14 protein-coding genes and 1 pseudogene are annotated in these 13,294 nt (G+C 28.3%); 12 read left to right on the top strand and 3 right to left on the bottom strand.

The window, feature by feature from the left end:
* The 10 genes and pseudogenes from BLS89_RS10835 to BLS89_RS09950 all read left to right on the top strand — a co-directional run.
* Window positions 1-214, top strand: a pseudogene (locus BLS89_RS10835) (mobile mystery protein B); the annotation flags it as partial.
* A 237-nt stretch (window positions 215-451) separates the two neighbouring features.
* Entirely contained in the window at window positions 452-880 is a 429-nt protein-coding gene (locus BLS89_RS09990; protein ID WP_245688990.1) for a plasmid mobilization protein, read from the top strand.
* Window positions 870-1,748 carry a relaxase/mobilization nuclease domain-containing protein gene (locus BLS89_RS09985; RefSeq protein ID WP_092738029.1) on the top strand — a complete coding sequence of 293 codons (879 nt, stop codon included), beginning with the start codon at window positions 870-872 and terminating at the stop codon, window positions 1,746-1,748. The genes BLS89_RS09990 and BLS89_RS09985 overlap by 11 nt, the downstream gene beginning before the upstream one ends.
* Window positions 1,711-1,947 (top strand): hypothetical protein, encoded by a 237-nt coding sequence (locus BLS89_RS11135; protein WP_245688988.1) that lies wholly within the window; start codon window positions 1,711-1,713, stop codon window positions 1,945-1,947. The genes BLS89_RS09985 and BLS89_RS11135 overlap by 38 nt, the downstream gene beginning before the upstream one ends.
* A gap of 513 nt (window positions 1,948-2,460) precedes the next feature.
* Window positions 2,461-4,587 (top strand): outer membrane beta-barrel family protein, encoded by a 2,127-nt coding sequence (locus BLS89_RS09975; RefSeq protein ID WP_176763304.1) that lies wholly within the window; start codon window positions 2,461-2,463, stop codon window positions 4,585-4,587.
* Window positions 4,588-4,599: 12 nt separating this feature from the next.
* Entirely contained in the window at window positions 4,600-5,448 is an 849-nt protein-coding gene (locus BLS89_RS09970) for a TraB/GumN family protein (RefSeq protein WP_092738025.1), read from the top strand.
* 299 nt (window positions 5,449-5,747) lie between these two features.
* Window positions 5,748-6,869: a hypothetical protein gene (locus tag BLS89_RS09965; protein WP_092738023.1), complete on the top strand. Its 1,122-nt coding sequence runs from the start codon at window positions 5,748-5,750 to the stop codon at window positions 6,867-6,869.
* 3 nt (window positions 6,870-6,872) lie between these two features.
* Window positions 6,873-7,991, top strand: a complete 1,119-nt coding sequence (locus BLS89_RS09960; RefSeq protein ID WP_092738021.1) for a lysophospholipid acyltransferase family protein — start codon at window positions 6,873-6,875, stop codon at window positions 7,989-7,991.
* Between the two features lie 109 nt (window positions 7,992-8,100).
* Complete coding sequence (locus BLS89_RS09955) at window positions 8,101-9,162, top strand: sensor histidine kinase (protein WP_092738019.1); 1,062 nt, start codon at window positions 8,101-8,103, stop codon at window positions 9,160-9,162.
* A 2-nt stretch (window positions 9,163-9,164) separates the two neighbouring features.
* Window positions 9,165-9,872 (top strand): LytR/AlgR family response regulator transcription factor, encoded by a 708-nt coding sequence (locus BLS89_RS09950; protein WP_092738017.1) that lies wholly within the window; start codon window positions 9,165-9,167, stop codon window positions 9,870-9,872.
* A 53-nt stretch (window positions 9,873-9,925) separates the two neighbouring features.
* On the opposite strand, the gene BLS89_RS09945 is transcribed toward BLS89_RS09950, so the two are convergent.
* The 3 genes from BLS89_RS09945 to BLS89_RS09935 form a co-directional block, all read right to left on the bottom strand.
* Window positions 9,926-10,156 (bottom strand): hypothetical protein, encoded by a 231-nt coding sequence (locus BLS89_RS09945; protein ID WP_092738015.1) that lies wholly within the window; start codon window positions 10,154-10,156, stop codon window positions 9,926-9,928.
* A 51-nt stretch (window positions 10,157-10,207) separates the two neighbouring features.
* On the bottom strand, window positions 10,208-10,795 hold the full coding sequence (locus BLS89_RS09940) for a ParA family protein (protein ID WP_092738014.1): 588 nt from the start codon (window positions 10,793-10,795) through the stop codon (window positions 10,208-10,210).
* A gap of 68 nt (window positions 10,796-10,863) precedes the next feature.
* Window positions 10,864-11,817, bottom strand: a complete 954-nt coding sequence (locus BLS89_RS09935; RefSeq protein WP_092738012.1) for a replication initiation protein — start codon at window positions 11,815-11,817, stop codon at window positions 10,864-10,866.
* Between the two features lie 547 nt (window positions 11,818-12,364).
* Here BLS89_RS09935 and BLS89_RS09930 point away from each other — a divergent pair.
* Together BLS89_RS09930 and BLS89_RS09925 are read left to right on the top strand one after the other, a co-directional pair.
* The gene (locus BLS89_RS09930) at window positions 12,365-12,826 is read left to right on the top strand and encodes a mobile mystery protein A (protein WP_018676028.1); all 462 of its coding nucleotides are present in this window, start codon (window positions 12,365-12,367) and stop codon (window positions 12,824-12,826) included.
* A partial coding sequence (locus BLS89_RS09925) for a mobile mystery protein B (RefSeq protein WP_092738010.1) occupies window positions 12,817-13,294 on the top strand: 478 nt, incomplete at its 3' end. The genes BLS89_RS09930 and BLS89_RS09925, both read left to right, overlap by 10 nt.

The raw sequence follows: 13,294 nt of genomic DNA, 5'->3' as shown, positions 1-13,294 counted from the left end.
ATTAGTGAGCATCCATTGCTTTCCTAATGGAAATGGAAGACATAGTAGATTGATGGCTGATATAATTATAAGTAAAGTTTTTGAACAAAGAGTTTTTAGTTGGGGAGGCGATAATTTGTCTTGCGAAACTAACGCAAGAGAAATTTATCTGAAAGCAATAAAGTTAGCTGATAAGGGAAATTATTCAGCATTGATTAAATTTTCGAGAACTTAAAATTTAAAAGGGAGAATTTTAAAATTCTCCCTTTTAATTTGGGCTAAAATAAGAGAACATATTTTCAATTTAGAGAATATCAAAAACTATTTATATATTTATGCTGTTGATTGGTTTGATCATCGGTTAAGAAGTAAGTAAAGATATACAAAACCTTACAGGATTTTCTATTGTCTTTCTCATTCTTGCCCTGCTCCTCCGGTCGCAGGGGGAAATACATACGCTAAAAATATAATTATGGAAGAAAATATTTTTGAATTATTAGACGACGAATTTTGGGAAGATATAAGCGAAGATGTAGCAAAACAATCTTTAGCAGAAAAAAGAAAAGAGTGGGGAGCTTTAGGAGGTCGTCCCTCTGTCTTGAATGAAAATAGAATTCTGAATAAAACTATTCGTTATGCCCCAAGCGAATGGACTGAAGTAGAAAGAATGGCGAAAGCATTTGGATTAAGTTACTCTGAATATATCAGGAGGTGTAGCTTACATAAAAGAATGCCTGATCCTGAACGAAGTGTCACGCTGACAAAATCAGCTACGAATTTTAAGCGGTTGAGTAATGCATTGCGTATGGGTATTTTTAATGATGAAGAAAGAGCTCGGTTTTTAAATGAACTGGAAGAAGTTATTTTTTTAATTAAAAAAGAATTAAAAGATGGTAACTAAAGCTAAATCGGTTAAGGGAAGTCTTTCTGCAGCTCATTATAAAGAAAAAGGAGAGAAAAACGCAGTTTTTCTTTGTCAAAATAAGATGGATGCTATTGATTACCGAGAGCGGTATGAGGAGATGAAATTATTAACGACACTTTACAAAGGTAGAGGCGGACAAAAACCTTTTATTGAACAAGTGATATCTCCATCAGTTTCATTAACAGATGATGAGTTGCGGGAACTTGCCCTGGAATATGCTCAAAAAATGGGCTTTGAAAATCATCAATGGTACGCTGTAGCCCATAGGAATACAGCGCATCCACATATTCATTTGATTGCTAATAGAGTGGGATTTGATGGTAAGTTAATGTCGGATAGTTTTATAGGAGATAGGAGTGGGAAAGTGGCCGAACAAATAGCCAAGAAAAGAGGCTGGAAACAGATAAGAGGTGATCAAAATAAGGCGCTTAGAACAGCTATTTCTAAAATGGTATATTCTATTTTTGAGCGTTCTACCTCTTGGGAAGAAGCTAAAGAAAAAGCCAAAGAATTGAGATTTTATTTTAAAACACAAGAGCGAAACGGAGAGGTTATTGGGCTTAGAATTATGCCTTATTTAAAGGAGGAAGAAGAAAAGAGTAAAATTAAAGAGTATAATCAAAATTATTATGGTTATACGTTGACATCGCTACAAGATGATATTTCTAATTCTGAAAATGGATATAAGTTATCGGAATTAGATAGAAAACTGAAAGTGAAAGATTTAAATAAGTTATTGATAAATAACCAAATAAAAAAAGGCAATGAACGAAGAAAACAAGAAACAGCAGAACAAAGGGACAATATTGAAAGAAGCGTTAGAAAAAGTTATTTCAGACGCTAAAGAAAGTTACAAGCAATCAGCAGAACAGAATAGGAATATTTTAGAGTTTTTGAAAAAAAATATAGATTACATTAATCAATCAGGAATCAAAATTAGTGAAGTAGTTAATCATTTAGTTATTTTCAATAATAAAACTCTGATAGATGCAAATAAAGAAGTTGAGCGTATTAGAGTTGGGTTAAATGAATTTAAGGGATAATTTATAGGGGAAACAGAAAGAAAGGTAAAGGAAGTCATTTCTGAAATTCCTTCTGAAATAGTTCTTGAAACAAGATTGAATTCTCTTGATAGAGATTCAATAGATAATTTAAATAAAAGATTAAATATACCCAAGTATAGTGTGTATATGTTTGTTGCAGGCGTTGTAATGATGATTATTAGTGGATTATTTATGTATTTTTCCTTTAAAAGTCACTCTAACTCTGTACAACAAATTAGAACGGAATATGTAAAGGAACTAAATGAGGAAGGAATGATTTTAATAAAAAGGAGAATTATGACTTTTGTAGAGATGTGATAAGATGGCTTAATCATAATCCTCAAAAAGATAAAGAGTTTAGAAACTGGACAAATAAAAATAAAAGATAATGATATTAAAAAAAAGATAATATCTTTCTAAAACTAATTTATAAATATAGAAAAAGCGTTTTTAAATAATATTTTTTCAAAACGACGAAATTTATAAGAAGTTTGCAGTATCAAAATGAACGATATGAAGCAAACCAAAATAACAATAGCGCTTTTACTTATTTCTTTCGGAAGTGTAGTGTATGCACAAGAAAAAGAAAAAACGATTGGAGAAGTTGTTTTGAAAGGCAATAAGGAATATATTGTTCAAAAAGGAGATAAGATCAGTATTAATGTAAATCAAAATGTTATTGCATCAACAAGTAATGCGTATGATATTCTTTTACAATCACCTGGAATTGTTGAACAAGGAGAAACACTTAGTTTTCGTTCAAAATCCGTTACAGTATTGATCAATGGTAGATTATCTAATCTTAGAGGAGAAGAATTGAAGAATTACCTTTCTTCAATGCAAGGAAATACTATAGATAAAATAGAAATATTACAGAACCCATCTTCTAAATATGATGCTGTAGGGGGTGTTGTAATTAACATCAAGTTGGTAAAAAATAGAAAAAACGGACTAAATGGATCTATTGCAAATAGAGTTTCTTTTGGGAAGAATGTTAATCATTTTCCATCGCTAAGTTTAAATTATAAAAACAAGGGATTAAATATATCCACAAGCTATAGTTATGAAAATTCTGATAAGTATCGGAATACAGAGATAAATCAGAGTTTATCTTCTGATTTAAAATTGTACCAAGATGAAAAAAATGATATAGAAAATAATAGTCATCAGTATAATATTTCGGTAGACTATGATTTCAATGAAAGAAATTCGGTTGGAGTGTTTTTCAGAGGAATGAATAAAGATAATAAAATAAGTTCTTTGAATAAAATAACACTAAATGATAAAGGAAACTTAAATCTATCAGAAGTAAAAAATAATGGAAAAATAGATATTCAGAATCCTGCAATGAATGTATACTATAAATCCGTATTAGATTCGTTGAATAGAAAATTAAATATTAATGCAGATTATTTTGAATATACAAAAGACCAGAAGTATCATTTTGAAAATACGAGTTCAGGAACGGTAAGTTTATTGAGAAATACATCAAATTCTTTAAATAGAGTGTATTCCGTTTCAGCAGACATAGAATATCCATCAGAATTAGGAAAGTTTGATTTTGGAGTAAAAGGCTTATTTACCAAGACAGATAATGATATACTTTGGCAAGATAATATTGCCAATCATTGGCAAACCAATACAGGGAAAAGTAATCAGTTTATATACAAAGAAAATGTAGTAGCTGGATATGTATCCTGGGACAAGTATTTTGGAGACCATTGGCAAGTGAATTTAGGATTTAGAGGAGAATATACCCATAGTCAAGGAATATTGATTGGCGGGGAAACTAATGACAGGAGTTATTTTAACTTATTTCCAAGTGTTAGTATCCAATATCTTAAAAATATACAGAATGTATTTAATTTAAGTTATAGAAAGAGCATTCAGAGATTTGGGTTTGAAGTGGTTAATCCATTTGTAAGATATCAAAGTGATTATTCTTACTATCAGGGTAATCCTAACATACGCCCACAGATAGATCATTCTATAAACTTTACCTATACATATAACCAGAATTTAACAATGGGTATAAGCGAAACGCATTCAGTTGATGCTTTGGGACCGTTATATGTAAGAGATGGTGATACAACGATAAATACTTACACCAATTTTAAGAGCTCTGATTTCTACTATGTATATGTAAGTTGGATGAAGAAGTTTTTTAATGTTTGGACAAGTAATTTAGTTGGAGGAGTAGGAGGCTATAAATTTAATACATCAACAGACAGTTACCAATCCAATAATGCTAATGATACTTGGGCGTACCAAGTACAAAGTATAAATCAATTTTCTTTCAATAAAGGTTGGTCTGCGGATTTTAACTTGATTTACCAGAGTGATATAGCATTTGGAATCTTTAAACAGAAAGGATATTTATCTTCAAATATTGGAGTAGCCAAAAGAATATTGGCTAATAGAGCTAATATAAAACTATCAATCTCTGATATATTTAATACGATTAAAACAGATAGAATTGTAGATTATAATGGAGTTGATTTAAATCAAAATAGAAAACAAGAAAGTAGATTTATTTCATTAGCCTTTACATATAAATTTGGCGAAGGAGGTTCTAAGTCAAAGAAGAGAAAAACAGATACAATAGAAGAGTTAGAAAATAGATTGAAAGTAGAACAATAAATAAAATACATTATGAAAGCATTATCATTAGTTGCAGTACTATTATCGGGTATTTCTTTTTCACAATCATCAATGGTATATAAAATAGAAAAAGAGAATCAAAAACCTTCATATATTTATTTGAACTCAGTGACTTGTGGAGATAATCAATACTTGAAGAGATTAGAAAAAGATGTTATACCTAATGTGAGTGCAATATCAGTGGAAGCTAATTTAAACTCAAATAAGAATAAGGCTACACTTCAAAATTTTATACAAGTAACCGAGAAAGAGCAAAAGGCTAAGAATATTCTTTCAGTATCTGATTACCAAAAATTAGTAGGATATGTACAAGAAGCTATGGGAGTGAATGAACAGATGGTAAATATGTTTAAGCCTTTCTATGTAAATGCGGTTTTGGGCTCATTGGATAACCCTTGTGGTACGGTAAAAGGAGAAAATATTAATGTAGCATTGGAGAAATATGCAGAGAAAAAAGAATTGTCTTATTCAGAGTTGTTATCAATTTCAGAGTATGTAACTCTTATGGATGTTCAAGATAAGAACTATTGGAACAAGAATATATCTTATAAACTTAATAAATCGAATGAGATAAAAGAAGCTGTAAAGCAAAAGAATAAAGCTTATAATAATGGAAATATGGTAGAGTTAGAAAATATTTATACTAAAAATCCATATTTTAATGAGAAGAATACCGATAAGTTTTTGAAAGATTATTTGAAAATTATTGTGCCTAAAATTGAAAAACAGACAGCGGAAAAACCCACATTATTTACAATAGGAGTAGAATATGCAGTAAATGGGAAACAAAATATTCTTGATGTTTTAAAAAGTAAAGGATACAAATTAACCGAAATGTGATAAATTAACCCTATAAATTATGAATAAAATAGTTGTAGAAGAATTAGAAGAAAGATTAGAGACGGCAGAAGTGCCATTAAGATCGTGTAAAATAATACTAGTAGAATAATTAAATAATGTTTACCCCTTTAAATTTTTTTTCTTATGAAGACCAATGTAATTAACATTGAACAGTTGGAGACTAGATTAGAAACTGCAGAAATGGCAGGTGCAAGTTGCAGAATTATTATTGAAATAGACCTGTAACCAATCTCCACAAAAGGCAGAAAATAATCCTGCCTTTTTTTAAAAAAAATATAATGAATTATAAGTTAATAAAAACCAAAGAAACGCCCCCTAGGTATATCCTAGAAAGTGGAGATAAGTTATTCTCTATTAATGATATATTGTTTGATATATTAACAGAATATAATTTATGTAGTGACTATGAGGGGGTTAGTAGGAGAGTTAATGACAAGTACAAAGATAATTCTCTTACAGATAGTAAATTGATAGAGGACTCTATTAAGAATGTTCAGAATCTTATTAATACAAAAGAGGAAAAAAGAGGAAACTATATAAAAAATAGAATAAAAATAATGAGGGGAGAAACTGCAAATAAAGTATATAGTATTTTCTCATTCATATTTAATAAGAACTTATTTACATTGTGTGGTCTATTATTTTCGATTATAACTTTTCTATTTTTTTATATCAATAGTATTGTATTTACTAAAGGATATGAAATTATGTATGAGAATTTTAGTATTGAAAATATAATAGTTTTATATATGTTTTTCTTTGTGGTAATATTTTTACACGAGATAGGACACGCAATAGCAACATTCTCTTTCGGAGAGCAGCCAAAAGAAATAGGTTTTGGAATGTATTTTATATTTCCAGTGTTATATACAGATACAACTAATATTTGGAAATTGAAAAAAACAGAAAGAATTATAGTTAATTTAGGGGGAGTATATATTCAGCTGATTATAAATGTAATTCTAATGGTGATGTATTATCTATTGAAGAATAACGCTTTATTACTAATAATGATTATTTCAAATACAATAAGTATTATCACATCGCTAAATCCTTTTTTTAGATATGATGGATATTGGATATATAGTGATTTATTTCAAATATCCAATTTGAAAAAGAAAGCAGCGGAATTAACTAGAATGTTCTTTTTTTCACCTCGTAGAGTAGTTAAGGAGTTTGTATATCAAAAATCATTGATGCTCTATTCTCTTTTAAATTTCGTATTCTGGATATTTGTTACAATTTATTTATTTATGTACCTATACAATAGTGTAGATCATATTCAGAATATTATCGATAGTAGAGATTGGTTCTCTATATCATCAGTTAAATTATTATCATCATTGATATTCGTTTGTATAGGAGTGTTTAATTTGGTTAAAAATATTAAAAATTCATAGCATATGAAAGCAGATTATTTTAATAGGATAGATGAGATATATTCACAAGTAGAAAAAAAAATAAAAGAGATTGACTACTATGATAAAGTACTTGAGAGTAGTCAATATAATCTAATGAGTGGTAGCTTATTCAAAATGTTGCCAAAATTGAAATATGAAAAGCATTATGATGTTTTTAATGGAATACAGCTTCATAATACTTTAACTAAATTTGAGCAGACAAGTGAAGATGTATTGGATTATATAACGATTGAAAATCTATCTCGAGAAACGCTGGAATTATTAAAGAATAACCCGTGTGTAATTTCAACATTTCACTTTGGATCATATAGAGTTCTAAATAAATATCTAGTAGAAAATAATATTTCTTATACAGCAATTGCTCCAAGATCAATTATTGAAAGTGATAAAGAATGTTTTGAAAAAAATATGTTTATAAAGGGAGATGCTAAGTTTATTGAATTTGAAGCACCTAATGTGGCTTTTCAAATTTTAAGAGAACTAAGATCAGGAAGAAGTGTTTTTGTTTATCTGGATGGTTTTAGGGGAAATCTTAATAATATTTCCTCTGAATGCGCTATCATAAATTTTTTAGAGCAAAAATTATATGTAAAGAAAGGGATTATTCAGTTAGCAAGTATAGCGAATGTTCCTTTAATTACAGGTTTGTCTTACAGAAAATCAAAAAATGATGTGAGATTGCACTTTTTTGACCCTATTCAAGATGATAAAAGTAAGGATAGAGAAGATTTTGTGCAAGATACACTAGAAAATGTATATAATCAGTTTTCATATTTTGTAAATCAATACCCAGAGCAATGGGAAGCTTGGATGTATTTATATAAGCAAATGGTTATAGAGACAAATACACAGGAGTATGAAAAAAAAGAAGTCATAGATTTTAATAATTCACAATTGTACTTTAATAGTAAGCGATTTGGGATATTTAAAATATTGGATGAAAATTTCTTATTTGATAGATATAAATTTATATCATATAGTATAGATGAAAACTTATATAAATCTTTACAAAGGGCTTTAAAATATGATTTACATAAAGTTAGTAATATAGATAACTCTATGATAGAAGAGTTATATTATAATAATATTTTAGTGGCATAAGAAATGAAAACAATTTATTATGAATATCCGATTGAGGATAGTGAACAAAATATAACTATAATTAGCTCTAAATTGGTTAATTTTGTATCCTATCAAAAGGGTATAGCTATTGAAAATAGTATATAAATATAAAGATAATAAAGTTATTTTACATATTATTGGTTGGATAGTATATGTAATTTATTTGTATTCTCTCAATTTACTCACATTAAATGATATCAATATATTTTCAGTAGTTTTACCATTGCTTCCTTTTATAGGGGTGTTCTATACCTTTTTATATCTGTTTAGAAGATTCAAAGACAATAAGATAGTAGGTATTTCCTATATATTGCTATTATTTTTATTTTTTATAATGATAGCATACGGATTGATACACTATATATTTCCTTATTTTGGACTATATTTATTAGTAGAAGGCTTTTCTTTACAATTATTTATTCAGGAAGTAATTAGATATTTTATTCAGTTTTTTATTTATGCATTATTATTTTTTATTGTAGAAGAACTTTTAAGAAAAGAAAGAAAAGTGTTAGAATTAGAGAAAGAAAAACACAATTTAGAATTACAGCAACTTGAAATTCAAAAAGAGAATTTGCAGTATCAATATGCTTTTTTAAGAGCACAGATCAACCCTCATTTTCTGTATAATACATTAAATGTATTATATTCACAAGCGCTTCCTATATCGGATGACTTAGCAAATAATATTATGAAGGTGAGTGATTTAATGAGGTATTCTTTGGATAATATAGAGATGGAAAATATGAGTATACCTGTGCATAAAGAAATAGAACATTTGGATATTTTTCTCTCTATTTATAAACTAAGATATTCTAATCAAATTTACATTAACAAGAGCGTAAAAGGAGAAGATAAGCATCATTATGTACCCCCTTTATCATTTATAACAATCGTAGAAAATGCTTTTAAATATGGAGTTATATCAGATATTGAAAACCCAATGTTGATTGATATTATCTTTGAAGAAAATACACTTTTATTTATTTGTAAAAATAAAAAAAGAAAAAAAATATCCAATGTAGTGTCTCATAATATTGGTTTATCCAATTTAGAAAAAAGATTGAATTTTGCATTTGAAAATAAATATAAAATAGATATAAATAATACCGAAGATTTTTATACATTTAATCTAAAAATATATAAATAGTTATGGTAAAATGTATTGTTATAGATGATGAGCAACCTGCAATAGATATTATGAAGCATCATATTGGCAAAGTTCCAGAATTAGAATTGATAGGAGCTTATTTGAACCCAATAGATGGTTTAAAAGCTATAAAAAAAGAAAAACCAGATTTGGTATTTTTAGATATTCAAATAAATGAAATGACAGGCTTGGAAGTGATGAATATCTTAGATGATAAAATAAAAGTGATTTTATGTACGGCTTTTTCGGAATATGCTGTGGAGGGGTTTAATAATGATGCTGTAGATTACTTATTGAAACCTATTTCTTTTGAGAGATTTACAAAAGCTATAAAAAAGGTAGTAGCAAATTTAGAACAAGTTAATACTAATTCAATCAAAGAACAAGATTATATATACACAAAGACAGAGCAAAAAGGTAAATTTATAAAAATTCATTTTCAAGATATTGATTATGTGGAGGCGATGGGTAATTACATTTCTATAAATAGAGGTAAGGAAAAAGTAATGATTTACTACACTATGAAAGATATGGAGCGAATTCTTCCAAAAGAAATGTTTATGCGGATACATAAGTCTTATATAGTATCGTTACCAAATATTTTAATGGTAGAAAATGGTTTTGTTGTCTTGAAAAATGGAGCAAAGATTTCTATAGGAGCGAATTATAAAAATGATTTTATGCAAAGAATTAAGAAGAATATACTGTAGTATTATAAAAACCATTCCTATCTATGTATTAGATAGGAATGGTTTTTATAATCTTATTTAAAATACATCTCATCAATAGCAGCGTTTATCAATTCCTTGAGTGTCGTTTTTCTTTCTGCAGCCATTTTTTTTAGTTCAATTAGTTTATGCTCTTCAATGTAGATGAATGTTCCCTTGGTCACGGGTTTTACTACCCCATTTTTTTCATTTTGCATAGGTGTTTGAGTACTGTTTTTAGCTTTATTAATTAACTCAAACATATTTTCTGTTGTCTTTTTTTTCATTGCTATAATTATAGTTTTATATTTATATAGTAATATATTTTTATAGTTTACTTATTGATTGCTTAAAATAGTCAAAACCTCCATCAATAGGTTGTTTATTTGAGTTTGAGCCTTTGTATCATCCGTACCATTTATAGCCAGAGAGCGAGTAAAAGCCACTAAATCGGAAATATAAGTATCCGCTATTTTGACAAGAACATCTTGAAGGCTTCCTTTCATTTCATCAGTTAATTTTGTATTTGGTTTTACCATATTGAGGACGATAAGAGCCTTATTACTTTTTCCGGAGTTTTCTATAATTTCAATTGTCTTGGAGATCGCCATAAAATCAGCCAATCCTACTTTCGTTGGAATAATTATAGCGTCCATAAATTTAAGCAGACCTGGAAGCTCATTTGTGAGATAAGGCGGTGTGTCTATAAATATAAAATCGTAATCAGAATATTTGAGCGTTTCTAAATCCTTATTGCTGTAAATAGGAATTTCAGATAAGTTTTTCAGACTTGCTAATGTTCCTTGTGGATCTAAATCACAAACAGCAACTTTTGCTTGTGAAGTAAGAGAACAGGCAAGATTAAATGTTAGAGTAGATTTTCCAACACCTCCTTTTTGGTGTGTTGATAGAATAAATTTTGGCATTGCTATAATACTATATTTATATTTTTATAGCAAAAATAATTAAATTTATTTAGAGAGACAAATATCTTTTATTTCTCTGATTTTCTTGGTAGTTTACCCATGTTCTGTAATACGCCTATGAGATAGGCAACACTATTATCTATTTTTATTTTTCCTTGTCTTACACTATTGTTAAGGTTTTTTATAATCTCATCCCATTGGGTCAGAGTAGTGTTCTCAATAATGATAGAGGCTTGACTTTCTGTAAGTCCATAAGCCATTATGTTAGATTTAAATTTTTGTTTTTCAATGGATAGGTCTATATTGATTGGGTTATTAAAATCAAATTCTAATTGTTTGAATTGTCTATTCTGAAAATGAAGGGTAACCCAATGATAGGAACGCCCACGCTTTTTTAGATCATAATCAAAATCTATATCCGTATTTTCATTGATTTGGTCTTTGGCTATGTCTAATACAAATTTTTTAAAATCGGATATTCTTTCATATTGCTCATTCCCTTTTTTATCTATTAGGCCAAGCATTTTCTTTAACTCTGTTATTTCAAATCTTTTACTTCCAACAGAACGCCATTGACAAGCGATACCATACAACCTTTTTGCATATTTTGAAGAGCAACCTAAAACAGATTTCAATTGCATTGCAGTAAAGTTATTCTTTAATTCAAAAAAATAAGGGAGCGCTATCTCCGATAACTTTACTTCAATTGATCGTTGTCCTTTTAAGTATTTGAAATATTGAAACAAAACAAATTGAATATAGCTTTTGCTATCTTCTATTTCAAACATTTTTGTAAGCATTGCTTCGGTAGACTTTGTTAATTGCTCTATGTTCCAATTTCTACCAGTAATAGCTTCAATATCTCCAGTATGGATTGTATACACTAATTTATCTTTTTCCAATGAAGCTAATACCATAAACAAAACATCTAACATACACGCTGAAAAATCATAGCGTCCAGAGGTAATAGAGTTATGTTGCATAATAGTTTTATCCTCTGTATTGATATCTATTAGTTCCATAAATATTATTTTATTTTTTGCAAATATACGAAAAACGAGATAGATGCACGATATTCGTTTTTATATATCGTAATAACATTATAAAAACTCGTTTTTTCATTATAAAAACTCGTAATAACATTATAAAAACTCGTTTTTTCATTATAAAAACTCGTTTTTTCATTATAAAAACTCGTTTTTCAACCGTGTAAATAACTAATTATCAATATTTTAAGTACCCCTTAAAATAATAAAATAATAAAATAATAAATTATAAAATAACGTTTTGTTTTTTGTCAATTAGTGGATAACTTTTTTCAGATTTTCTTTCGGATGAAAAAATATGCAGAGTGGAAGAAAAACGAAAAAACAAAAAAAATAAAAAGAAACTTAAAACGGCGGTTCCTTGTTATGCATAATAGATTTGATAATCAGTTATTTATTATGTATGAAGAGATTTTTATTATGTTGTCAATCTGAATGGTAGTTATATTATAGTGTGACCTTTTGTTTTTAAAAGTCAAAATATATCATTACTTTTGTAGATTTAAAGCTATAATATAAATTGATGAAAGGTTTTAAATCATTACAATTACAACAAATGAATGATAAGATAGAAAAATTTTCTGTCTTAAAAGGTGTTAATGTACCTCCTGTTGGGTGGGTAAAAGCGATTAGAAAAGCATTAGGTATTTCATTACAACAATTAGGAAACAAGCGTTCCATATCCAAACAATCGGTCTTGGATATTGAGAGAAGAGAGCAAGAAGGAACGATTTCTCTTAATGCGCTAAGGGAAATAGGTAAAGCAATGGATATGGAATTGGTTTATGGTTTTGTACCCAAAGATGGAAATCTGAATGCGTATATTGAAAGAAAAGCAAGAGAATTAGCGATTGAAATTGTGATGCGTTCAGCTAATACAATGAAACTGGAAGAACAAGAAAATACAAGAGATAGAATTTTAAAGGCTATAGAAGAAAGAACAGAGGAGTTAATTAAAGATCAACCAAAAATATTATGGGATTAGATTTTCAATACATAGATGGACAAACACCATTAGATGAAGAAGAAAAAGAGGGCTTACTAATCCCTACAGTAACAACGAGAGAGGAACTTGATGAGTTTGAGCAAAAAAATATAGAGGAGGCTATATTGTGGGTTTTAACCAAAAAATTAAAAAAAGAAACCATTTTTACGGAAAAATTCATTAGAGACTTACATAAAAAAATGTATGGGTCTGTTTGGAAATGGGCAGGAAACTTTAGACAGAGCAATAAAAATATAGGAATAGATTATTGGAAAATTTCTACGGAATTAAAAATGTTATTAGATGATGCTTTGTTTTGGATAGAAAATAAAAATTTTCCTGAAGATGAATTGGCTATTATATTTAAACATCGATTAGTGAGCATCCATTGCTTTCCTAATGGAAATGGAAGACATAGTAGATTGATGGCTGATATAATTATAAGTAAAGTTTTTGAACAAAGAGTTT

Origin of the sequence: Riemerella columbipharyngis (assembly GCF_900101995.1) — a bacterium.
Classification (GTDB): Bacteria; Bacteroidota; Bacteroidia; order Flavobacteriales; family Weeksellaceae; genus Riemerella; species Riemerella columbipharyngis.
This window is presented reverse-complemented; position numbering and strand designations above follow the sequence as displayed.